Source organism: Methylobacterium sp. UNC378MF (assembly GCF_900103195.1).
Lineage (GTDB): Bacteria > Pseudomonadota > Alphaproteobacteria > Rhizobiales > Beijerinckiaceae > Methylobacterium.
In genome coordinates, this window is the sequence record NZ_FMWU01000022.1 from 1 (window position 1) to 20,479 (window position 20,479).

Consider the following 20,479-nt stretch of genomic DNA (forward strand, 5'->3'; position numbering starts at 1 on the left):
GTCTTGTCGCGCAGCAGACCCTCGACGCCCGCCTCGGCGTAGCGCCGCTGCCAGCGCCACACGGCCGGACGGCTGACGCCCGCTCGCCGGGCGACGTCCTGGACACTCAGGCGCTCGGCCGAGAGCAAGACGATGCGGGCGCGCTGGATATGTTTGAGCGGGCGAGAGCGGTCGCTGGCGATCGCAGCCAGCCGTGCCGCGTCGCTCGCATCGAGAAGAACGCATACCGTCTGAGCCATGGCCCAGACTCGCACGCCTCACCGCCTGCGTGAATCCTCCGTCCGCGTCACTGCACTAGCCCCTCGACGCGGAAGAGGAATCACGGGTCCCTGCTCCGGGACGGGCGCAGAAGCCCACCGCTGCGAGCCCGCGATCCCCGCAGGCTGGCGGTCGGTCGTTCAGTCGGCCTGGGGCCGCAGGGCATTCACGCGGCGCGCAGCCTCGACGAAGGCCCCCGTCTCTTTGGACATGATCAGCGGAAGATGCTCGTTCACGACCTCGTCCGACCACGTCCACCAGCGCGTCTCGACGAGCTCCTCGACGAGGTCGGCCGCGAATCGCGTCTTCGTCACCCGCGCCGGATTGCCGGCGACAACGCTGTAGGGCGGCACGCTCTTTGTCACGACGGATTTCGCCGCGATGACCGAGCCGACACCGACCGTGACGCCCGACATGATCGTCGCGCCGAAGCCGATCCACACGTCGGGCCCTATGACGATGTCGCCCTTGGAACTCGGTAGAGAGTCCGCGCGCTCGGCCGATACCGGCGACTTCGTCCAGGGCGGGCTGAAGAACGGGTAGGTCGTGACGGTGTCCATGCTATGGTTGCCGTCCGTGAGTAGGAAGACATCGCTCGCAATGGACGAGAATCTATCGATGAAGATACAGGCGGCCGCGCCCCAGCTGCGCACGTTGGGCGTGCCGTAGGTGTATTGTCCGACGAACATTCTCGGGTGAATGACGTGCTCTTGGAACGCGATGTTTCTCTTCTTGGAGAAATAATTTCTGGCGATCTCGACCGTCTTCAAAGTGACCGTCGGTGCGGCTAGCGCGGCTCGGATCACGTCCTCATGCTCGTCGAGCAGGTCGTTGGCCTCAAGATGCTGACAATAGATGTCGTAAACGATACAGAGAGGTTGATGAAGCTGGTTGTCGAGCGGATTTTTCCAGTTGATAGCCTGGAGCAAATTCACGGCCCCGGCAAAATCGCGCGCGTCAATCTTTTTCTGCGCGTCCGACACGGCGATCTCTTTTTCCGCCTGCGTCAGGTCTTTGAAGGGCGAGTAGGGCGCGGTCAATCACTTAACTTTCGCTTCGCGGCGCAGCCGAGCGTACGGCGCCCCTGCCCGGAAAGTCATTGTCCTGCGCGACACCGATGCTGTCAATCTGGAGGGAAAGCCTGTGTTGCAAATGGTCCCCGGACCTGCAAAACAGAACGCTCCTGGGTCAGTAAAGGGCAGGGCGAGAAATTTAGTCAACACCGAAAAATGGCAACGTTTCAGCCGTTGAGGACGGATATTGAACAGCATCGGACACAGACACAACCCAAGAAATCAAGAAATTTCACGGAAGCGTGGTTTCTAATCTGATGATCGACGCCCTGCGCACCGAGATTCTAAGCCTCGCCCGGGCGCATTTCGAGGCCCGGGGGAAGCCGGCCTTTGTGCCGGGCGAGACCTACATCCCGCCCTCCGGCAAGGTCATGGACGCGGAGGATTGCGCCCACTTGATCGACGCCTCCCTCGACATGTGGCTGACGGCGGGGCGCTACGCCGACCGGTTCGAGCGGGAGCTCGCGGCGGCGTTCGGACGGAAGCATGCGCGGCTGACTGTCTCGGGCTCGGCCGCCAACCTCCTGGCCTTCGCGGCGCTGACCTCGCCGAAGCACGGCGCGCGCCGCCTGCGGCCGGGCGACGAGGTGATCACCGTCGCGGCGGGCTTCCCGACCACCGTTGCGCCGATCGTGCAGCACGGCTGCGTGCCGGTCTTCGTCGACGTCGACGTCGAGACGCACAACGTCGATGTCGACCTGCTCGAGGCGGCGGTGACGCCGAAGACCCGCGCGGTGATGATCGCGCACTCGCTCGGGAACCCCTTCGACGTGGTCCGGGTGGCCGAGATCTGCCGCCGCCACGGCCTCTGGCTGGTGGAGGATTGCTGCGACGCGTTCGGCGCCACCATCGGCGGGCAGGGGGTCGGGACCTTCGGCGACGTCGCCACCCTGAGCTTCTATCCGGCCCACCACATCACCACTGGCGAGGGCGGCGCGGTGCTGATGGACAAGGGCCCGCTCGCCAAGATCGTCGAGTCGTTCCGGGACTGGGGGCGGGACTGCTACTGCAAGCCCGGCACCGACAACACCTGCGGCAACCGCTTCGGCTGGAAACTCGGTGACCTGCCCCGCGGCTACGATCACAAGTACACGTACTCTCACATCGGCTATAATCTGAAGGTCAGCGACATGCAGGCCGCCCTGGGGGTGAGCCAGCTGACCAAGCTCGACCATTTCGTGGCGCGCCGCCGCGAGAACTTCGCCGGCCTGGAGCGGCGCCTGCGGGAGCGCGGGCTCGACCGGCTCTTCCATCTGCCGCGGGCGACCCCGGGCTCGGAGCCCAGCTGGTTCGGCTATCTCCTGACGGTGCGGGACGAGGCCGGCATCGATCGGAACGCCCTCGTCGCGCGTCTGGAAGAGAGGCGCGTGGGGACACGGCTGCTGTTCGCCGGCAACCTGACCCGGCAGCCCGCCTTCCGGGACGTGACCTACAGGGTTCACGCCGCGCTGACCCACACCGACAAGATCATGCGCGACAGCTTCTGGATCGGCGTCTGGCCCGGCCTGACGGATCCGATGCTCGACTACATGGCCGACACGCTGGCGGCGGTGACGCGGGAACTCGGCGCCGACTGACGGCCTACGGCGGCGTGGCGGGGCCTGCGCTTGAGCGGACCGCGCGCCCGCACCACATCGGCGAGAGCGACAGCGCGGGGCCGACCATGTACGACCTCATCCACGCCCTCCGCCTCCGGCTCTGGCGCCGCCAGGTGCGGGCCATGGCGCGGGAGTGCCGGGTTTCCGGGACCAGCGACGGCGACTGGATCGCCGCCACCGTCGCGGCCTCCGCGACGAGCTCGGGTCCGGGCGCGCCGGTCTCGTGCGCGAGCGGCGCCGGCCCGTAGCGGAGATGCCCGCGGCGCCAGGAGCGGTCAGCCCTCTGGAGACGGCTCGGCGGCGGCGGCACCCGGCTCGGGTGCCGGGCCTGTGTCGAGGGTGCCGCTGTGGACCAGAGCACCGGCCCAGGCGCCCGCGATAATCCGGACCTGCTCGATGGCCTCGGCGCGGGTGAAGGGCCTGTCGCCGCCCCCCCGGCCGGCCCTCGTCCCAGTAGACGTAGCCGGTGCGCCGGCCGCTGGCATCTTCGACGCAAGCGGCATTCTCGAGGACGCAGATCCGGAGCGGGAGCTTGAGGCCGAGTGTGGGCATAGGACCCATATATGGCGCCGATCCCGCGGAAAATCGGCGCCCCGCCGCGTGACGGTCCGCCTCAGGAGGGCCGCGCCGCGTCGAGCGCCTGGGTCAGCTGCGCCACGACCTCGTCGCCCCTGGGCGGCGGCTCGGCCTCCTCGACCCGCCGAGCGACTTCCATCACGAGGTATGTCACCGACGGCGGCCACGCCACGCCGTTGTCCAGGAGCATCCGGGCGGCGCTCACCAGCATCCTGAACTGCTCCGGCGGGATCGTGGTCCCCGCCTGATGCTGGCTGAGAATGTGATCGGCGATCGCGGCCGCCAGTCCGGCAACTTCAGCCATCTTGTTGGGCGGATCGCCAGCCGTCATCTCAGATCGCGCTTCGTCTTCGAAAGCTCGGTGCGGAGCATCCGTCGCCTTCCCGGGTCTCGGACGCTCACGGTTTCACAAGCAACCCTGGCGAGCAAGCCATGCGTTGGCGGTACAACTCCGTTGCCGCAGACGGTGCGGGCTTCCAAGCCCCGCGAACGATGACCGAACGCTCGGCGTCGCGGGGAGATCCGGAAGCAGCCTCGCTCGAGGGGAGGCCGCGACATCCGCCGCCTTCACTGTCGGGCACCGGCCGTTTGCGCATGGGCCAGGAAGAACCGGACCATCTCCCGGCTGGCATCGGGGCCGCGCGGGTCGGTGAACGAGCCGGCCGCGCTGCCGCCCGACCACGCGTGGCCGGCCCCGTGGAGGACCCACTGCTCCACCACCGCGCGACCGGACGCGTCCGTCCGGACGGTGCGGGTATAGGCGACGCCGTCCCGCGTCCGGCCCTCGGTCACGGCGGTGCGGAGTTCCGGGCCGGATGGGCCCTGCGCGACCACGTGATCGCCGTTCGAGGCGTTCACGGTCCGATCACCGTCACCGTGGAACACGATGAGCGGCACGGCATGCCGTCGCGACTCCGGATTCGCGCCGTCCCCCTTCATGGCGGCGAAGGCCGACGGCATGTCCCGCGCCGAACCGCAGGCCAGCCCTGAATGCACGCCCACCGCGGCGAACAGGTCGGGGTAGGTCGAGGCCAGGATCGCGGCGGCGGCGCCGCCGGCCGACAATCCTGCGGCGTAGACCCGGCCCGGATCGGCCGAGAATTCCGCGACGACCTGACGCGCGATGCCGGCGATCAGGGCGGGCTCGCCGCCCTCGCGCCGCTGGTCGCCGGGCTCGTACCAGTTCCAGCACCGCTGCATGTTGGCCGAGCGCGGCTGCTCCGGATACACCACCAGGACGGTTTGCTCCTCGGCGACCGCGTTCATCCGCGTGCCCGCGGCGAAGTCGTCCGGGTTCTGCGTGCAGCCGTGCAGCATCACCACGACCGGGAGCGCCTGGCCGGCATAGCCGCTCGGGACGTAGACCTTGTAGTTCCGGCTCCCGGACGCGCTGTTGAAGGTGCGTGTCTCGAAGCGTGCCCCCTCCGGGAGCGAGGCCGGGGCAGGGGGCGCGGCGCCGCGCCCGCCGCCGAGCCCCGTTCCGGCGCCCGCCCGCGCGAGCGTCTCCTGGATCGTGCGCAGGATGGACTCCGCCACGTTGCCGTCCGGCCCGGGGGCGGGGTGAACGTCCGCCTGGCTGTCCGCTCCGGCCTCCGGCGCTGCCCACGCCCCTCCCGGCGTGGAGGGGGCGGCGAGATCGAGGATTCCGGCCTCGTCCCCGGAGCGCACCCCCGCGGCATTCCGGCTCGCCTCTGTCCAGGAGGCAAAGGCCGCCGCCTGCTGTGTCCGGAGCTGGGCCATCGTGTCCATCACGCGGGCGGCGCGGGCCGGGTCGGCCTTCGGGAAGGCGAAGGGCGAGAAGGCCGTCTTCGAGAAGCGGTTCATGGGGCGGGTCCTGAGAGCGAGGATCGACCGCGGCGGGATGCCCGCTGCGTCGGCATGGGAGAGTCGGTGGGCGTCAGAGCGTGCGGTCGGCGAGCGCCGCCTTGACCGCGGGGCTGGCCTGGAAGGCGCCGAGCACCTCGACCGAGGCGATGGCGGCGCGCGCGAGTTCGGGCGTCACGTCGAGGGCGATGCTGGCGAGCCCCAGCACCTGGATATGCAGCGGCGCCCCGGCATCGCGCGCCGCCTCGAGGGCCTGCTTCGTGTAGTGCGACAGGCCGAGGCTGAGCTGCTTGCGGGCAACGGATTGCCGGACAGCCTCGCCCTGGCGCTCGATCTGGTTGCGCACGGCGGTGCGGATGAAGTCCGCGCGGTTGGCGTAGAAGCCGTCCCGGACCATCAGGTCGATATGGCCGAGATCGACGTAGCCGAGATTGAGCGTGATCTTCTCGCTGTCGGGCAGTTTGGGCCGCAGCTCCGGCACGGTGTTGGCCACGCGATCCATCTCCTGACCATCCAACGGGATGGTATACAGATGGTCTGCGGAAGGGGCATTGCAAGGGCCACGTCTGGGAAGGCCCTCCGCTCGGGCGCGGCTCCGTACGGGCGCGGGATTCAGACCGTGCCGGCCCGATCCCGGCCTCCGGCCGGCGCCGCCTCGTCCCATTCGCGGTCCTGCTCGGCGAGGCGGGCGGCACGGCGAGCCGCAAGCGTCTCGCCGTCGGATTCCGGCGCGTCCCGGGCGACCTCGGCGGATGGCGGGGCGGGCGGGCGCAGGATGGTGGCGAGCGTCGCGACGACCCGGTCCAGATCGCTGGACGTCACGAACCCGCTGCCGAGGAGCTCGCGGCGCGACCGGATGGCCAAAGCGGCACAGGATTCGCCGCCGAGGCGGAGGGCGGCGATCTGATCGGCATCCAGAGGCAGGCGCTCGACCGGGATCGCGCGCAGCCGGCCGAGCCTGCGCGCGTCGGTGGCCTCGGTGCCGTGCCGCGCGCGGCCTTCCGGCAGCCAGCGCGCGATCTCGTCAAGGATGAAGGTCTGGACGCGGTCGACCCGGATCGGGCCGAATTTCCGGATCCTGGCGATCGCCTCCGGCGCAGACTGGGCGAGATGACCGAGATCCCGATACCCGGCCTTGCGCAGACGGGCCCGCAAGGAGGCTGTCAGCAAGCCGCGGCCGAATCCGGAGGCGGAGAGCCGGTCGATCGTGTCGGGCGGCAGGTCCTCGAAGAGCGGGAGCTGGGCGCTGACATCGGCAAAGAGGCTGTCGGACCAGACGGTGCTGAGGGTTCGGCCGGGCATCGCCGCCGCCGATACGGCGATCTCACAGCGCCCGCAACCGGCGCCCGCCGCAGGGTCTCGCAGGCTGTGCCCGCCGACAGGCGCAGGGCCCTCGGCATGCCGGTCTCGGCTGCCGGGCGGTAGCCGAGACCGCGCTATCGGGTCGTTCCGGTCGTCCCCGTGCGTGGCCGCGCTCGTGACGTGAGCGGCACGGATGCAAAGCAGGGGGCAAACGCCGCCGCCTGTGGTAGACGCCTGTCAAAGTGCATTGGCGATCCCGCGCTGAACGCACCCATGGAGAGCTGCAGTGGCGCGTCCCGACCTCGGCACGAAGCGGATCTGCCCGACCACGGGCAAGAAATTCTACGATCTGAACAAGAACCCGGTGATCTCGCCGTATTCGGGCGAGGTCGTCCCGACCGCGGTGGCAACCTCCTACTCCACCAGGGCGGCGGCCCCCGTGGTCGCGCGCAAGGAAGCGCCGGCGGACGAAGAGGATGAGACGGAGGGTCCGGAACTCGTGTCCCTCGACGAGGTCGAGGCCGAGGAAGCCGACAAGGATACCGACACGGAGACCGAGGGCGATGACGCTCTCGATATCGATGACGAGGACGATTCGGTCGAGGACGACACCCTCGTGGTCGATGAGGACGACGACGATGACACCACGGATCTCGTGGAGGTCAACGACGACGACGACGAGTAGGGGTCCCTGATCGCGCCGCCCCGGGGCGGCGCGGTCCCGGAAACGCGGTCAGTGAGGGCCCAACCGGGTCATGGGTCTGGCCATGAGCAGGGCGGCGCGGATCGCCATGCGGCGCGACGGCTCGTTGGCGTCGACGTTGACCATCGTGGCGGGTGCGAGGGCATGCGCCGCGACGGCTGCGGCCAGATCGAAGACGTGATCCGGCCCGATCGGGTGCGCCCGCGTGGCCGGGTCGGCGAGATAGGCGTCGATCGCTGTCCCGACATCCTCGATCGCGATCCGCTCGGCGGTCACGAGGTCCCAGAGCGTGGCATCATCCGACATCCGCGACGTTCTACACCCCGCGCCCCGACGCGCAACATTGTAACATCGAAGGCCGTCCCATCAGCAAGGATTTCCGTGAGCGGGACGAATCCCGTCCGACGCCGCCACGTTTCGATGCCGAGCGCGCCCCGGACCGATCCTGCGGTCCGTGTACGGTCTGCTGCCGGATTCTGGAGATCAAGGCGCTCGACAAGCCTGCGGGCCTCCTGTGCGGCCACAACACCGGAACCGGGTGCGGGATCTACAGCCTGCGTCCCGAGACCTGCGCGCGCTGGGACTGCCTGTGGCGCAAGATCGGCGCCCTGCCGGATGCGCTCAGGCCGGACCGGTCGGGCGTCATGTTCTCGCTGGAGAGCCGACCGCCCGTCGCAGAGGCTCCCGACCAGGCCTGCATCGTGGGTCGCGCCGTGAACGGGGCGCAGGCTTTCGATCGGTGGGAGGTGGTCGAGGCCTTCGCCATGTTCGTGCGGGAGGGATCGCTGCCGGTGTGGAAGGCCTCCGACCGGGACGCGGTCGCGATGAGCCGGGGCCCGGAGACCCCGGCGCGCGGAGGTCCGCGGCGGAAGCCGCCGCGGAATGCGTCCGGTTCACAGGCGCGAGCCGATACGCAACGTGGCTCGCGGAGCTGACGAGAGGCGGATCCGGTCGGCCGCAGCGCGAAGACGCGGGCTCACCGTCCGCCCGGACCAGGAGCCTCAGGCGCTCTTCAGGTTGGCAGCGCTCTCTTTGCCGCTGCGACGGTCGTTCTCGACGTCGTAGGAGATCTTCTGCCCCTCGATAAGATTGCGCATCCCGGAGCGCTCGACGGCCGAAATGTGGACGAACACGTCCTTGCCGCCGTCATCCGGCTGGATGAAGCCGTAGCCCTTGGTCTCGTTGAACCACTTCACGGTACCGGTAGCCATTGCAATAACCCTGGTCGTCGGCTCGCCAACGCGGCGGGCCTGACGGTCGAACCGGCTGTGACGGCCGACCGTTCCGTGCGATGTGCAGGTTGCTGATCATCCGGGCTATCTTTGCGGCCCCTGGAGGCGCAGGATACCGGTCTCGGCGGAGCGACTGCCTCGGGCTCTGGCGGCTCGGGGCCCGCGTCGTCGCCTGGAACGGACAGGCGGGGCAATGGCAGACGTCGTGAGCTTTCCAGCCGACCGGCGCGCAACCTGCACGATCTCGCCCTATCGCGCCTACCGTTTCGCACCGGATGGCAGCGTCAGCTCGACCATACCGATCACGGCCGCCGACGATGCGGAGGCCCTGGAACGGGCTTATCACCTGAGCGACGGAGCCCGGGTCGAATTGTGGGCGCGGGCGCGCTTCGTCGCGCATGTCGATCCCCGGGACGGGCCGGTCGCCACCAAGATCAAGCTGCTCGAGGATGAGCCGACGATCGAGCCGTGAAGGCGGGGCCGAGAGGGTCGCAGGCCAGCGCGTTCGTCCGCGTCACCGAGGATGCGTCGGGACGGGAGACCGGTACGGCGAGGCTCCTGATCTGGTCGCACCCGGCGGCGACGCCGGACGACCGGTCGGAGGCGGCGCGGCGCTGGCGGACGTAGAGATACGGTTAGCGATGACCGGCTACAATGCTAGGCGGCGTGTTGCGCCCACAGTATGCACCAGCTTCAGGAGAGCACCTGAAGGGGAAGGACTATCGAAATGCCGCGCTGGATCCTGGCTACTTTGTTGTTCGGCTTGATGAGCCACGCGACCATCGCGCAGGCGCAGCAGGACATCCCGATCCAACGGGATCTCAAGCGCATGGATCGCCTCGACCAGCGCCTCGGGCGCGACGATCCCGCGCTGCAAGTCGACCCCAACGTGACGCCGGACAACCCCGACGGCGTCGTCGGCTTCGACGGACCTCCCTTCAACTACGGTGATCCTGGCGTGATGGGCGATGGCCCGCTCCCGCCCGGATCGCCGGCCGATGACGATGATTGGTACTGAGCCAGGCGCTCGCATCTCGGCCCCGCTCCGATCTGTTCGCGGGGCGGGGCAGGGTCCGATCTCACCCGAGATCAATCGGACGTTCGGCTGACAGGCCGGCTCGCGCGGCACGCGTGCGCCGGCCTCGCCAGATCGGGCTGGCGCTTGAACGCGCTCACCCGGGCGCGGCCCCCCTCATCGCGCAGGAGCTCGGTCAGGCCCCTTCCATCGTCCCCGACGGCAATGGGGGCGGAGGGGAGGATGAAGACGGGGACATCGGGCTCGGCGCCATCCCGGGCGGGCGCGTGCCGATCGTCCAGCCGCACATGCGCGGCAGTCGAAGCCTGCAAGGGTCGACGTCCGCGGACCGGAGACGCGGCGCGGGCTGACCCTACCGGGCGGCTTCACCCGAACGCAGCCCGGTGAATGTCAGCGTCGCGGTGTAGACGGGGACACGGGCCTCATCGCGGACGATCACCGTGTCGGTTTGCCTGTCGCCGTCACTCGGGATCTCCCTGCGCGCGACGTCGGGGCGCGCGATCATCGCTTCCCTGCATGCGGCTTCGAGATCGGTGCACGCCGTTCCGCTTCCCTCGCGCGGCGACCGGCCGTCGTGAATGTCGAAGAAGCGGCGTGGCACCCACGCCTCCGTGATCCAGCCCGCCCCCCTGTGGCGCTCATCCGGATCAGAAACGCCGGCTCTGTTCGCCCGCGGACGGTTCGGATCACAGACGGCCTCGCCCGCCGATCCGGGCGATCTTTGTCGTGCGGCTGTTCCCGCGGCGGCCTGTCGGCCCCGATCCACGGCCCTGCGCCGTGCAGGGTGGCCGTGCGGACGCTGACGCTGGTCGCGTCGCGCACCCGCAGGCACGAGAATGCCGCGCCCGCCGAAACCGGCGGGACTCGCCGCCTGACCAGTGGACCCGCGCATCGCTTTCAGCGTAGAATGTCCGCGAGGTTGATGACCGGTTCATAATAACGCTTCAGGACCCGGGGGCGGTACCCGGCGCCTCCACCAGAAGCATCCTGCCCCGGATACCGCACGGGGACGAGGGCGCGCGTCCGGCGTTGCGGATTGCGCGCTGCCAGGGTGCTTCTGATGGGGGCGAAACAGGTTCGACTGGGCGGTAAAGGGATCGCGAGTTCTGTCCTGCCTCGGCAGGATAAGATGCGGCTTTCGGTAAGGACTCGACCGGTTCGGCGCGGGCAACCCCCGTTCCGAGCACCTGACCAAAACTCTAAATGCCAACGACAACGTCGGCATGGAGATGCGCCTCGCGGCGTAATCTTCCGGGGCGTGGGCACGCCTAGCAACAGAACCCGAGGCTTCGGCCTCGGGGCCCATCTTAATTTATCCTGCCCGTTATGGATCAGGGTTGCAGCTGGGCAGGCTGGAGAGTTGCTTGAACGAGCCCGAGCAGGGAAGCGCTGAGGCCGTCTACGTCTCGGCCATGGTCGGCGAGATGATGCAGCGCGTTCTCGAAGACGCCCTCGCCGATCTCGCACGGACCCGCGGTGCGGCCTATCTCGACATGTTCGTGGAGCGTGAGCTGGCCCGCTACGCCGGCCTGTTCCGCGAGCGGCCGGACGACACACCCGAAACCTCCAAGATGCTGCGCGCGTGGTTTGCGATGGAAGGCAGCGGGGCGTTACGCGCCGTGGTCGAGCGCGCGAGCACCGAGGCGCGACGGGACTAGGAGCGCTCACCGGAGTACCGCGGAATCGGACCCCGCGTCGGATTGAGCGGGACCGCCCGTTCGCGCGACACGTCCGGGCCGACCCCTCAGAGCGCGGGGGCCACCGGGCACACCGGGGCCGGCCGCCCCGGTGTGCCCGGTGCGCGGCTCAGCGCGGCTTTGCCTGACCGCCCGGCGCCCAGCCGTGAGCCTGGATCGCCTTGGTGAGCTTGCCCTGTATCTCGGGCATCACCGACTGCATCCATTGCTGCATGCCCGCGAGCTGGATCTGGGCGAGTTGCGGCTGGGCTGCGGCGAGATGCTTGCCGGCCGGCGTGGCATAGAACGCAGCGATCGCCTGCAGGTCGTCCTTGCCCAGCACCGTCGCGAAACCGCGGGCCTGGATATCGAGCAGGTCGTCGTAATGCGCGGTCAGGGTCGGCATCACGACCTCCTGGACGAGGACCTGCGCCTTCTCGGGCTCCTTGATGCCGATCTGCTGCATCATGCCGACCAGGGGTGCGGACATGGAGCTGAGGGTTGCGGTCCGGTCACCCTGCATCTGCGCGACCGTCTCCCGGGCAACCTTCAGCAGAGCCGGATCCGGCGCGGTTGCGGGCTGCTGAGCCGATTGCGCGAGCCCTGATTCAGGCAGGACGACGCCGAGACACAAGCCGACGAGAAGAACGGAGAGACGCATGATGACCTCAGTCACGACCACCGTGCCCCGCACGGGCGCGGCCAGCGCGTTGCTAGCACAGTCGCGCGCAGGATCGGTGACGGTGGCGGTCCTGCATGGCGGCCCCACATGGCGGCCTTGGGCCGCCGGCCGAGGCGAAGCGGTGAGGACGAGAGATGGACGCGGTCGACCTCGGATTCTGGGCCTTCCTCGCCGTGGCGCTTCCGGTCCTGCTCCTGCCTGTCCTCATCGTCTGGTGGAAGGGGCGGCGTGTCGGCCCCATCCTCCTGCTCAGCCTCATCTTCTGGCCCGGCGCGCTGATCCTGGCGATCCGACTGGGACACCAGCGGGATCTTCAATGATCAACAGGAGGACCTCGATGAACGATGTCGGGTCCGGTGAAGTTTGCCTCGTGACTGATCAAATCGATCTGTCTGGAGGAACGTCCATGTCGATGAAGACACTGACCATGGCTGCCGCCATCACGCTTGCCATCTCGGGTGCGGCGATTGGCCAGACGGCCGCCGGACGCGGAAGCGCCGAGGGCAACATGAACAATCCCGGCTCCGTGAAGAGCAATTCCGAGACATCGATGGGGGCCGGGAGCGGTGCGATCAGCACGGGCACCAGTCCCGGGACGAGCGGCGGCCCGCCCGTCAGCACGCCGGGAGCGCCTGCCGGGAGCGGGACGGGCAACGGCGCCACCGGCAGCGGCGCGGCCCCGAGCGGCCGGTAGCCTCTTCACGCCTCTTCGAAGCTTCTCGCGCCCCGCGGATCCGAGATCGCGGGGCGCTGCCAGGCCCGTCGCCGCCCGCTCAGCGGCTCTTCTTGTAGAGCTTGCTGGCGATCTCGAAGATCTCCTCCGGCGCGTAGTTCGGCGCGAAGGCGCCGTAATTGCCGTCGAGTTCCGGGATCTTGCCGCCTTCGGGCAGTCCGTCGACCACCTCCAGGTTGCCGGGCGGATCGCCGGGCAGGGCGACCTCGTCGTTCGACCAGACGCCCGCCGCTTCCTTGTAGTCGTCGGGGCTGAAGCGGTAGAGCCGCCGGTGCGAGCCCTCCTGCAGGTACTTCTGGCATTCCGGGATCTTGTCGAGGACGATGTTCGGGGTGGGCAACATCTTCTCGATCTCGACACCGGTCAGCTTCTTGAGCGCCAGCGCGTAGGCATGGGCGTGGACCGAGCCGCGGACCAGGAGATAGCCGCAGACCTCGCGCCCGGTCGGATCCTTCAGGGTCTCGTAGACGCGCAGCTTGTGCAGGCGCGCGCCGCATTCCAGGTGGAAGTTGTGGAGCAGGTCGATGATGATGTTGCCCGTCGTCGTGACCATGTCGACGTTCCAGGACTGCGCGTTGGAATTGATGGGCGTGGCGCCGCCGCCGTTGCTCAGGAAGCTGCCGGCGAGCCGGATGTCCTGCATGTCGTGGAACGGCGCCTTCGAGACATCGACCTCCTCGGTGTCGTCACCGGGGCCGTTGTTGAGCATGGCGATCCCGGTCGAGACCAGCTCCACATGCCCGAGTTCCTCCGCGAAGATGCTCGAGACCAGGCTGTAGAAGGGCCGCAGCTTCGATTTGTTGCGGAAATTGAAGCTCTGAAACATGTAGTTTCCGAGGGTGGACATCTCACCGTACTTGCCGCCGAGAAGCTCCTGCAGCGCGGCCGCCGCGTTCGGATCGGGCTTTTTCGGCTGTGGCAGTTCGGCCTGAAGGCGGTCGAGCTTCATGAACATGCGGGCAGCTCCGTTCGCGCGGGGTGCGCAACACGGCATCTGTTCGGGAGGATGATTGTTCCTGCCGCGGCGCGGCACCGTCCGGGCGGGCGCTGCGATCCCGCTGTGGATAGCGGCGCCGGCAGGCCCCCTGCGCCGCCATCCTTTCCGACGTCGTAACCCGACGGGCCCTACCAGCCACGTCCCTGAGGCGGCAAAGCGGGTGCTGGCATGGGTGATGACGTGGCCGTGGTCCTGCTGACCCTGACGGTCGAGAATGCCGAGCTGCGCGCGCAACTGATCGCGGCGCAGGACATGCTCATGGAGAGTGCCGTCGACGCCGGGCAGCTCCACGCGCGGGTCGAGGATCTCCGGATGGAGCGCGACGCTTGGCGGGCCGAGGCGGAGCGCCTGGAGGCGCGGAACGGTCGGCGCGCCTGACGGGTCAGGCGATGGCCCAGAACAGCGGCAGCGCGCCGGCCAGGAACAGGGCCGAGGAGAGGAGCACGGCGAGGCGCTCGCGATGATGGCGAACGAAGGCGTGAGGATTGGCGAACATGGCAAGCCGGACTCGACGGGACGGTTCCTCATGCGCCCCTGAACCTTGACGGATCGAGGGCGCTTCGCGCCATCCACAGGTGGTCTTCGGCCAGTGTCACGGCCGGGCCACAGGTGCCAGGCCGGGGACCGTACCTCTTCCGGTCGACGCGCCTACCAATACCGGTTCGGCCAGCAGCGTCGCCCGCCGCGTCCGAGATGGAAGCCGCGGGGACAGGCTCGCCCGACATACCCGCCCCACTGACCACCCGAGCGGCACCCGCCATAGGGGCCGCGATGGCCGTAGGGCCCGCAGCCGCCATAGACCTGCTGGATCAACCCGTCCTGCGGGGCGGGGAGAGGCGAGCCAGCGACGGGCAGCGCCGAGGCCGGCGCCGCCATCCCGACGGCGAGCAGCGCCGCGGCAGCAAGAGACTTGAGCATCAACCGCTCTCCAAGTTTTGGCCGAGCCGAACACCGTCGGCAGGGCCTGAATACCGAGCCCCGCTGAAGGCGCGGTGTCCGCTATCGCTTCGATTGCGCGGGATGGAGGAGCCTTTCCTTAAGAGCGGTCCCACCTGCCGTCCGCCGCGTCGGGCGACGCCGTGCCGGGCTCGTTCAGTGCGGGCGTGCGGCGGCACACGGCCTCGCGGCAGCCACCAGTCTAATATTCCCGTTGAAAGCTGACATTCGGCCCAGCAACGCCGGAACGATCAAGACCGCCAGAACGACGATCTTCCTCATTCGACACCGTTGACCGGATGACTTCGCACCGAAGTCCTCGAGGTTCGTCATGAACGTCCACATGATCGCCGCCGCCCTCGCCGCGGCGCTCGTCACGCCCGCCTTCGCACAGGGGCCCGCCACCCGGCATACCGTCCCGGAAGCCGCCGAGGTCATGCTGCCTGAAATCTCGGTGACCTATCATCGACCCGCTCCCGCCAACCGCTATGTCGGCGCGCATGGGGGTGCCACTTCCAGCCCCTTCACCCGCTGAAGGCCGGCCGCCGCCTCAACCCGCGGAGGTGGCGCCGCCATGGGCCGCCATCGCCTTGCGCGCGACATGCCGTTGGATGTGCCATGGCGCACCGCGCGGACGGTCATATTGGCATACCGTATTTCCCGCGGCCGCCTTTCCCCCCTCGGCGGCCCGATCCAGCGGCGCAGTGACCTCGACGGTTGCTGCGCCGTTGTCGTTTCCGGCCCTGCGATTCCAGCCGTTCGGGAACCGCGATCCGGCCGCTCGCAGTGACAGGGTTGTGACAGCCCGCATCCCATGGACCGTGCCTTGAGGCTGGCCGAAGCGGTCGTAAGCTCCCCCTTTCGGCCTTGAAACCGCCGAGCAGGTCAGATTATGGATTCGCATGAGATCTGCAATTTGGACAAAATCGATGATTGCGCAAATCTTATTCAACCGATCAAACCAGAATTTCCTTGCGGCAACCGCATTGCCGGCATCGCTCGCGCTTGAGCCAGAATTATACGAGCGACTTGATTTTTAAGGAACGGGAAACAGCAAACTATGAGCCTGGAACCCATTGGCTTAATAACCCTGGTTATAGGATTATTCTGCATCGCGATGGGAACGCGCGCCACATCCATCGTCTTTATATGTTTCTGCACACTCGGATCGGCAGCGGCAATATTACTTGGCGGCGCAAACATCCAACCGGCGCATCTATTTTTGATTTTTATCGCATTCTCCGCCCTAAGCTGGAAGAAAATACTACAAAACGCGCTGGAAGGCTTCGCGGCTCCGAAGCCTGGATTCTGGCTGTTATGCTTTGCCATGTATGGCGTTCTGAGTAGCTATCTTATGCCTCGGCTGTTCAACGGGGCCACTTACATTGTCCCTCTGGGCTCAACCGACACGCCTATAACAAGTAGCGGCGTCGTACCGCTCGGACCCGTCTCCAGCAACTTGACACAATCGATGTACCTGATCGGCGACGTCGCATGTTTCGCGATCGTCCTCGCCCTGGCGTCAACGGTACAAGGATTCAAGTCGGTCGCATACGGCTTGATTGCCTATTCAGGCATCAATGTGATCTTTGGTTTCGTTGACTTGCTGACTGCGGCGACGGGAACCCAAGGCGCCCTTGGTTTTATTCGGAATGCTCAGTACACTTTCCACGACGAAGAAAGCATCGGAAGCCTGCGGAGGATCATTGGTTCCTGGCCGGAGGCCTCGGCCTTTGCCGCGATGACATTGGGCGCGTGCGGATTTACAGGCACGCTGTGGCTCTATCAACGGCACACGACGATCAACGGCATTCTAGCGATCCTTTCGCTGGCATTCGTACTGCTCTCAACATCATCATCTGGATTGGTAGGATCGGGGTTTGTTCTCGCAGCCTTGTATCTCGTCGCCCTCTTTCGATGCGGATCGCACCCACGTTACCGCGTGAGCTCAGCGTTCGTCCTGCTCTGTCCCTTGATGTTCTGCCTCATCGCGTTGTCAGTGGCGCTCAACGACAGCGCCTCAAGCCGAGTCGCGGAATACGCAAATGTCTTGCTGTTCGAAAAATCTTCGAGCCCCTCCGGCGTACAGAGATCTGCTTGGAACGCGTTGGCTTGGGAGAATTTCAAGGAAACGTCGGGACTCGGGGTCGGCCTGGGAACAAATCGGACATCGAGTTATGTTCTTGCCGTCCTGTCAAACGTCGGCGTTCCCGGCGCAGCCTTCGTTACAATGTTCCTGCTTTCAGCCTTCGCAGTTCGGAGGGGGATACGTCGCAGTTATTATAGCGATCTCCGCATGGCCGCGACCGTGGGAGCGATGTCACTCCTGGTTGGCGGAATCATAGCTGGAGGGACTGTTGACCTTGGTCTTCTATTCTACATCTTTGCCGGACTTGCTTCATCAAACCCCGAAGGTCAATCGTCTTCTTACGCCACCATGCCGAGTGGGACACGGACAAGCTTTGACGCAATGGCACAGCGGCTGGACCGCAGGCACGGCCCTGCCGTGCAACCCTCGCAATCTCATTTGTCACTCTAACGCCCGACCACGACAGCCGCCGAAGCCGGTGCTCCTGTCAAATTCTGAGACGTGCCGGCTCTTTGCAGTGAGCCGATCTGGCATCATGGGCGCGGGTTGAGCAGCAATCATTTCCCACCAGACACCGACACCGTTCCGTGCATTTGGCGCGGTCCAAATGACCGAAAAAACTCACACCCGCCCCGAATATTTTCGATAGATCTGCGTCAGCCTTCGTCTCAGCGGCGCGTCGTACAGCCTATACGCACAATAGGACAACGCGGACATGATCAGTAGAAAGACACCTTCTATAACAAATTTTTCAGTAAGCGAGAAGCTTACTTGTTTGTTCATGATGGAAATCAATCTTGTAAAGGGATAATGAAGCGCATAAATTGGAAATGATAAATTGCCGCTCCAGTCGGACGCCCACCTTTCAAAAGCATTATAGCTGGCCTTGATCGAGATAAAAACGATCATTGGCATCACAAATAAAATTGCCGCAACGTCCACGAGGAAAGAGCCGGGCCCCTTATAGTAGGTGAATACGACCAGCAACAGAAAAAAGCTCGGCACAAAGAAATTTACAGGCCGTGACCTCTCCCGGATCTCATATAAAATTATTCCTACCGGAAACGAATACATCACTCTAGCAAGGCCAAACCAGAGGTCGACGGGATAATAGCCCCGGTTCGCATCCCCATACAGATATGTTCCCGCTGTCATGACTGCGCCGCCGATCAACGCGCACGCGCACAAAATCGTCTTTTTGTACTTCGCATTCACCCAGATCGGAAAGAGGAGATTGGCAATTATCTCAAAAAAGAGCGACCACACTGGAAGATTCAGAGGAAATGCCGTTTGTTCAAGGTCTCCGTTCAGTTTGACGGGTAGGGCAGCCGCTCCAAACAAGAACGCAATGCTTATATCGACCATATGGGCGGATCTATTCGCAACGCCCGGTCGAGCCACTTCAATGAGTGCCGCGATGACCGTTCCCAAAAATATGAGAGGAAAAACCCGTATAAGCCTTGTGACGTAGTACTTTCTATACGGCATGGCGCCGCTCTGCAGGCTTGCTTTATAAGCGGAACACATAACGAAGCCGCTGAGAACAAAAAAGAAATCGACCGCTAGATAAGCGCGGTTTGCAAACCAAGCGATATCGAGACGATGCGAGACATGTGTCAAGACGACAGAAAAAGCGGCGACTCCGCGCATGAAATCCATACTGTGGTAATGCTCGGATGCGGCCGAGACCGCGAGGCCGCCATTTCCATTTTCATTTTTCATTCGACTTCCTTCTGAACTGCGACCGACGTCACAGAGACCTGTCGGCTGAAATATCCGATTTACGGGAAATATTTTTTGAAAGCAGATTTTTACATCTGCCATGAACAAGGAGGCAGCCCTCATTGTTCACCCAGCCCTATCGGCTGCCGGAATTCTACTTAAGTCCTTGTTGAAGAATCCATGGGCGCGCATTTACTGCAATTAAACTCTATGAGCAAGTCTATTTTTTCAATAATCGGGGCTCATAGATGCCGGCTACAGCCGCCTAGAGCACCGACCGAGGCTTGGAGTTTGCTGAGTTCGAAAATTCGTCTCGCTGCGAGCGCGGGTTCGGACGTGCGGCCAGGGCGAAAGCGAGAACCGTCGGTAAAAGTCAAACATTGACCCGCGACCCTAAACGGATCGAAGGTCTTGTGCCGGAGAGAATGGACCACCGTAGCATCACCAAAAATCTGAAGAGCGTGCGGCCTCTGACCCCGTGATTTCTGAACGGTCAAATACCTACGCGATGCGGAATTCTTGACAGTCAGTAAGCCCAGGCAGCCGTGTTTTCGACGCCCGCGAGGAGTTATGTCGGTGTTGCCGGAGGCATCGTGGCGACGGGCGGGATCCGGCCGCAAGGTGAGCCGTCCACCTCAGACGTCCCTCGCGCATCCGCCACGGAGCACGGCGGTCCCTGTCGACCCGTACGCGTAAAACGTGTGCGTCGTCCTCACCCCCAGCGTGCCGACGTCGGGGCGGCCTCTGTGAGTGGCGGTACCGGACTTGAGAGGTGGAGCGCCCGCCGCGCGACGCGCACCGTCCGGGAGCGGGCGTGTCACGTGAACCCGCGGTCCTTCCATCGGGACCTCGAGGTGCGAGTGCCGGGCCGATCGCCGCCGAGCTTCCTGGATGGCGGGCACCGAAGGCGTTGCGCGCGGTCGCTTGCGGGGCGGCCCCGGTGCTGTCCTGGGCCGCCGACCAGCTTGCCGTTCACGAACCAAAGGATTCCGTCCAACGCTCAGTGAGCGCGAGCCCTCAGGGCGCGACCTCGGGCAGCATCCCGGCTGGGAAGCCGAGCGGCTCATTCGCCGGCGGCACGTCGTTCGGCGCACAGGGCGGGGACGCAGGAGACCGGGAACGCAGGAGACCGGAGGCGGGGAGGACGGATCCGGTCGGCCGGGATCGCCCGGCTGGACTTGGCCGCACGCCCTCTCAGTGGGACAGGAGGCAGCAGACGGGTGCGTCGGCCAGCAGGTCGCGGGTGACCCCGCCGAAGAACCACTCGCGCAGCCGGCTGTAACCGTAAGCGCCCGTCACGATCAGGTCGGCGCCGAAGTCACCCGCCGCCTTCCGGACGTCGTCGGCGACGGTCCAGCCCGAGGGCTTGGCCAGCTGCGCCGTCGCGTTGACGTGGTGCAGCGCCAGGTAGCGGGTCACGTCCTCGACCTCGGCCCGGTCCTCGCCGTCCGACACGCGGAGGACCTGCACCGCCTCGGCGCGCCGTAAGAGGGGCAGGGCGTCCAACACAGCCCGGCGTGTCTGAGGCGTGTTCTTCCAGCCGACGACGATGCGTTTCGCCGCCACGTGCTCCACGCCGGCCGGAACCACGAGGACGGGGCGGCCTACGCCCATCAGCGCATCGCCGACGTCGACGGCCATGCCGGAGTTCACCCCCTCGTCATCCGCGTAACGGCCGACGACGACGAGGTCCGCGGCCCGCGACTGCCCCTCAAGGAACGACACCGGGGCGGCGAGGTCCGTGCGCCATTCCGTGCGGTCGTTCAGGCAGGAGGCGTGGCGGAAGATCTGCTCGACGCCCGCGAGCCGGTCCAGGGCTGCCTGCCGGATCTCCTCGATGACCATGTCCATGGGCACGACGGTCTCGCCGTAGCCCCGCGGGTAGTCCGGCACGCAGGCCGCGGCGCCGAGGAGCCGCGCGCCGAGCCGGTGCGCCAGTTCGGCGGCGAGGCGCACCCGCGCCGGCGCGTGCCGCCCGTCATCGACCGCGACCAGGATGCTGACATAGGACATGGCGGCCTCCGCGGATCGAGCTTCGTGAC

The 20,479-nt window shown here is 66.2% G+C and carries 25 protein-coding genes and 1 other RNA gene; 12 read left to right on the forward strand and 14 right to left on the reverse strand.

Translation table 11 applies throughout. The annotated features are described in order from the left end of the window. Both BLT59_RS21510 and BLT59_RS21515 read right to left on the reverse strand, forming a co-directional pair. On the reverse strand, positions 1-239 hold a 239-nt coding region (locus BLT59_RS21510), incomplete at its 3' end, for a helix-turn-helix domain-containing protein (protein ID WP_139174094.1). 159 nt (positions 240-398) lie between these two features. Next, positions 399-1,298: a CatB-related O-acetyltransferase gene (locus tag BLT59_RS21515; protein WP_091785224.1), complete on the reverse strand. Its 900-nt coding sequence runs from the start codon at positions 1,296-1,298 to the stop codon at positions 399-401. Positions 1,299-1,588: 290 nt separating this feature from the next. Here BLT59_RS21515 and rfbH point away from each other — a divergent pair, with 290 nt between their 5' ends. Then, on the forward strand, positions 1,589-2,908 hold the full coding sequence (rfbH, locus tag BLT59_RS21520) for a lipopolysaccharide biosynthesis protein RfbH (RefSeq protein ID WP_091785227.1): 1,320 nt from the start codon (positions 1,589-1,591) through the stop codon (positions 2,906-2,908). Between the two features lie 86 nt (positions 2,909-2,994). Then, positions 2,995-3,177, forward strand: coding sequence for a hypothetical protein (locus BLT59_RS21525; protein ID WP_244514096.1), 183 nt, complete (start codon positions 2,995-2,997; stop codon positions 3,175-3,177). A gap of 365 nt (positions 3,178-3,542) precedes the next feature. On the opposite strand, the gene BLT59_RS21535 is transcribed toward BLT59_RS21525, so the two are convergent. The 4 genes from BLT59_RS21535 to BLT59_RS21550 form a co-directional block, all read right to left on the reverse strand. Beyond that, complete coding sequence (locus BLT59_RS21535) at positions 3,543-3,809, reverse strand: hypothetical protein (RefSeq protein ID WP_244514097.1); 267 nt, start codon at positions 3,807-3,809, stop codon at positions 3,543-3,545. Between the two features lie 263 nt (positions 3,810-4,072). Further along, on the reverse strand, positions 4,073-5,329 hold the full coding sequence (locus tag BLT59_RS21540; RefSeq protein ID WP_091785234.1) for an extracellular catalytic domain type 1 short-chain-length polyhydroxyalkanoate depolymerase: 1,257 nt from the start codon (positions 5,327-5,329) through the stop codon (positions 4,073-4,075). A gap of 73 nt (positions 5,330-5,402) precedes the next feature. Then, positions 5,403-5,822 carry a CopG family transcriptional regulator gene (locus tag BLT59_RS21545; protein WP_091785570.1) on the reverse strand — a complete coding sequence of 140 codons (420 nt, stop codon included), beginning with the start codon at positions 5,820-5,822 and terminating at the stop codon, positions 5,403-5,405. 119 nt (positions 5,823-5,941) lie between these two features. Beyond that, positions 5,942-6,631, reverse strand: a complete 690-nt coding sequence (locus tag BLT59_RS21550; RefSeq protein WP_091785237.1) for a hypothetical protein — start codon at positions 6,629-6,631, stop codon at positions 5,942-5,944. 286 nt (positions 6,632-6,917) lie between these two features. Here BLT59_RS21550 and BLT59_RS21555 point away from each other — a divergent pair, with 286 nt between their 5' ends. Next, complete coding sequence (locus BLT59_RS21555; RefSeq protein ID WP_091785240.1) at positions 6,918-7,316, forward strand: TIGR02300 family protein; 399 nt, start codon at positions 6,918-6,920, stop codon at positions 7,314-7,316. 48 nt (positions 7,317-7,364) lie between these two features. Here BLT59_RS21555 and BLT59_RS21560 read toward each other — a convergent pair whose 3' ends face one another. Together BLT59_RS21560 and BLT59_RS21570 are read right to left on the reverse strand one after the other, a co-directional pair. Beyond that, complete coding sequence (locus tag BLT59_RS21560; protein ID WP_091785243.1) at positions 7,365-7,640, reverse strand: hypothetical protein; 276 nt, start codon at positions 7,638-7,640, stop codon at positions 7,365-7,367. A gap of 695 nt (positions 7,641-8,335) precedes the next feature. Next, positions 8,336-8,545 (reverse strand): cold-shock protein, encoded by a 210-nt coding sequence (locus BLT59_RS21570; protein WP_091785246.1) that lies wholly within the window; start codon positions 8,543-8,545, stop codon positions 8,336-8,338. A gap of 214 nt (positions 8,546-8,759) precedes the next feature. Here BLT59_RS21570 and BLT59_RS21575 point away from each other — a divergent pair, with 214 nt between their 5' ends. Beyond that, the gene (locus BLT59_RS21575; RefSeq protein ID WP_091785249.1) at positions 8,760-9,038 is read left to right on the forward strand and encodes a hypothetical protein; all 279 of its coding nucleotides are present in this window, start codon (positions 8,760-8,762) and stop codon (positions 9,036-9,038) included. Between the two features lie 255 nt (positions 9,039-9,293). Next, positions 9,294-9,584: a hypothetical protein gene (locus BLT59_RS21580; protein WP_091785253.1), complete on the forward strand. Its 291-nt coding sequence runs from the start codon at positions 9,294-9,296 to the stop codon at positions 9,582-9,584. Positions 9,585-9,954: 370 nt separating this feature from the next. On the opposite strand, the gene BLT59_RS21590 is transcribed toward BLT59_RS21580, so the two are convergent. Next, positions 9,955-10,203 (reverse strand): DUF6894 family protein, encoded by a 249-nt coding sequence (locus tag BLT59_RS21590; RefSeq protein ID WP_091785259.1) that lies wholly within the window; start codon positions 10,201-10,203, stop codon positions 9,955-9,957. A gap of 301 nt (positions 10,204-10,504) precedes the next feature. Here BLT59_RS21590 and ssrA point away from each other — a divergent pair. Beyond that, positions 10,505-10,882, forward strand: a transfer-messenger RNA (tmRNA) gene (gene ssrA, locus BLT59_RS21595). Positions 10,883-10,966: 84 nt separating this feature from the next. Continuing rightward, a complete protein-coding gene (locus tag BLT59_RS21600) occupies positions 10,967-11,260 on the forward strand; it encodes a hypothetical protein (protein ID WP_091785262.1) in 294 nt (97 codons plus the stop codon). A gap of 148 nt (positions 11,261-11,408) precedes the next feature. On the opposite strand, the gene BLT59_RS21605 is transcribed toward BLT59_RS21600, so the two are convergent. Beyond that, on the reverse strand, positions 11,409-11,939 hold the full coding sequence (locus BLT59_RS21605; RefSeq protein ID WP_091785573.1) for a DUF2059 domain-containing protein: 531 nt from the start codon (positions 11,937-11,939) through the stop codon (positions 11,409-11,411). A 155-nt stretch (positions 11,940-12,094) separates the two neighbouring features. Here BLT59_RS21605 and BLT59_RS21610 point away from each other — a divergent pair, with 155 nt between their 5' ends. Continuing rightward, positions 12,095-12,280, forward strand: coding sequence for a hypothetical protein (locus BLT59_RS21610; protein WP_091785265.1), 186 nt, complete (start codon positions 12,095-12,097; stop codon positions 12,278-12,280). An 86-nt stretch (positions 12,281-12,366) separates the two neighbouring features. Then, positions 12,367-12,654 (forward strand): hypothetical protein, encoded by a 288-nt coding sequence (locus BLT59_RS21615; RefSeq protein ID WP_091785268.1) that lies wholly within the window; start codon positions 12,367-12,369, stop codon positions 12,652-12,654. Between the two features lie 79 nt (positions 12,655-12,733). On the opposite strand, the gene BLT59_RS21620 is transcribed toward BLT59_RS21615, so the two are convergent. Then, positions 12,734-13,648, reverse strand: a complete 915-nt coding sequence (locus tag BLT59_RS21620; RefSeq protein ID WP_063111887.1) for a manganese catalase family protein — start codon at positions 13,646-13,648, stop codon at positions 12,734-12,736. A 210-nt stretch (positions 13,649-13,858) separates the two neighbouring features. Between BLT59_RS21620 and BLT59_RS21625 the strand changes: the two genes are divergently transcribed. Then, positions 13,859-14,068: a hypothetical protein gene (locus BLT59_RS21625; RefSeq protein ID WP_091785271.1), complete on the forward strand. Its 210-nt coding sequence runs from the start codon at positions 13,859-13,861 to the stop codon at positions 14,066-14,068. Positions 14,069-14,338: 270 nt separating this feature from the next. On the opposite strand, the gene BLT59_RS21630 is transcribed toward BLT59_RS21625, so the two are convergent. Beyond that, the gene (locus BLT59_RS21630; protein ID WP_091785274.1) at positions 14,339-14,608 is read right to left on the reverse strand and encodes a GCG_CRPN prefix-to-repeats domain-containing protein; all 270 of its coding nucleotides are present in this window, start codon (positions 14,606-14,608) and stop codon (positions 14,339-14,341) included. 349 nt (positions 14,609-14,957) lie between these two features. Between BLT59_RS21630 and BLT59_RS21635 the strand changes: the two genes are divergently transcribed. Continuing rightward, positions 14,958-15,161, forward strand: coding sequence for a hypothetical protein (locus tag BLT59_RS21635; RefSeq protein ID WP_091785277.1), 204 nt, complete (start codon positions 14,958-14,960; stop codon positions 15,159-15,161). A gap of 525 nt (positions 15,162-15,686) precedes the next feature. Beyond that, positions 15,687-17,165: a hypothetical protein gene (locus tag BLT59_RS30755; protein ID WP_139174095.1), complete on the forward strand. Its 1,479-nt coding sequence runs from the start codon at positions 15,687-15,689 to the stop codon at positions 17,163-17,165. A 171-nt stretch (positions 17,166-17,336) separates the two neighbouring features. Here BLT59_RS30755 and BLT59_RS21640 read toward each other — a convergent pair whose 3' ends face one another. Beyond that, complete coding sequence (locus tag BLT59_RS21640; protein WP_175544091.1) at positions 17,337-18,437, reverse strand: acyltransferase family protein; 1,101 nt, start codon at positions 18,435-18,437, stop codon at positions 17,337-17,339. 1,194 nt (positions 18,438-19,631) lie between these two features. Next, positions 19,632-20,450 carry a universal stress protein gene (locus BLT59_RS21645; RefSeq protein WP_091785283.1) on the reverse strand — a complete coding sequence of 273 codons (819 nt, stop codon included), beginning with the start codon at positions 20,448-20,450 and terminating at the stop codon, positions 19,632-19,634. Between the last annotated feature and the right edge of the window lie 29 nt (positions 20,451-20,479).

Coding starts and splice junctions, on each gene's coding strand:
- BLT59_RS21525 (WP_244514096.1), top strand. CDS start 2,995: ATGTACGACCTCATCCACGCCCTCCGCCTCCGGCTCTGGCGCCGCCAG.
- BLT59_RS21540 (WP_091785234.1), bottom strand. CDS start 5,329: ATGAACCGCTTCTCGAAGACGGCCTTCTCGCCCTTCGCCTTCCCGAAG.
- BLT59_RS21580 (WP_091785253.1), top strand. CDS start 9,294: ATGCCGCGCTGGATCCTGGCTACTTTGTTGTTCGGCTTGATGAGCCAC.
- BLT59_RS21625 (WP_091785271.1), top strand. CDS start 13,859: ATGGGTGATGACGTGGCCGTGGTCCTGCTGACCCTGACGGTCGAGAAT.
- BLT59_RS21620 (WP_063111887.1), bottom strand. CDS start 13,648: ATGTTCATGAAGCTCGACCGCCTTCAGGCCGAACTGCCACAGCCGAAA.
- BLT59_RS21605 (WP_091785573.1), bottom strand. CDS start 11,939: ATGCGTCTCTCCGTTCTTCTCGTCGGCTTGTGTCTCGGCGTCGTCCTG.
- BLT59_RS21560 (WP_091785243.1), bottom strand. CDS start 7,640: ATGTCGGATGATGCCACGCTCTGGGACCTCGTGACCGCCGAGCGGATC.
- BLT59_RS30755 (WP_139174095.1), top strand. CDS start 15,687: ATGAGCCTGGAACCCATTGGCTTAATAACCCTGGTTATAGGATTATTC.
- BLT59_RS21575 (WP_091785249.1), top strand. CDS start 8,760: ATGGCAGACGTCGTGAGCTTTCCAGCCGACCGGCGCGCAACCTGCACG.
- BLT59_RS21535 (WP_244514097.1), bottom strand. CDS start 3,809: ATGGCTGAAGTTGCCGGACTGGCGGCCGCGATCGCCGATCACATTCTC.
- BLT59_RS21610 (WP_091785265.1), top strand. CDS start 12,095: ATGGACGCGGTCGACCTCGGATTCTGGGCCTTCCTCGCCGTGGCGCTT.
- BLT59_RS21630 (WP_091785274.1), bottom strand. CDS start 14,608: ATGCTCAAGTCTCTTGCTGCCGCGGCGCTGCTCGCCGTCGGGATGGCG.
- BLT59_RS21640 (WP_175544091.1), bottom strand. CDS start 18,437: ATGAAAAATGAAAATGGAAATGGCGGCCTCGCGGTCTCGGCCGCATCC.
- rfbH (WP_091785227.1), top strand. CDS start 1,589: ATGATCGACGCCCTGCGCACCGAGATTCTAAGCCTCGCCCGGGCGCAT.
- BLT59_RS21570 (WP_091785246.1), bottom strand. CDS start 8,545: ATGGCTACCGGTACCGTGAAGTGGTTCAACGAGACCAAGGGCTACGGC.
- BLT59_RS21615 (WP_091785268.1), top strand. CDS start 12,367: ATGTCGATGAAGACACTGACCATGGCTGCCGCCATCACGCTTGCCATC.
- BLT59_RS21645 (WP_091785283.1), bottom strand. CDS start 20,450: ATGTCCTATGTCAGCATCCTGGTCGCGGTCGATGACGGGCGGCACGCG.
- BLT59_RS21550 (WP_091785237.1), bottom strand. CDS start 6,631: ATGCCCGGCCGAACCCTCAGCACCGTCTGGTCCGACAGCCTCTTTGCC.
- BLT59_RS21635 (WP_091785277.1), top strand. CDS start 14,958: ATGAACGTCCACATGATCGCCGCCGCCCTCGCCGCGGCGCTCGTCACG.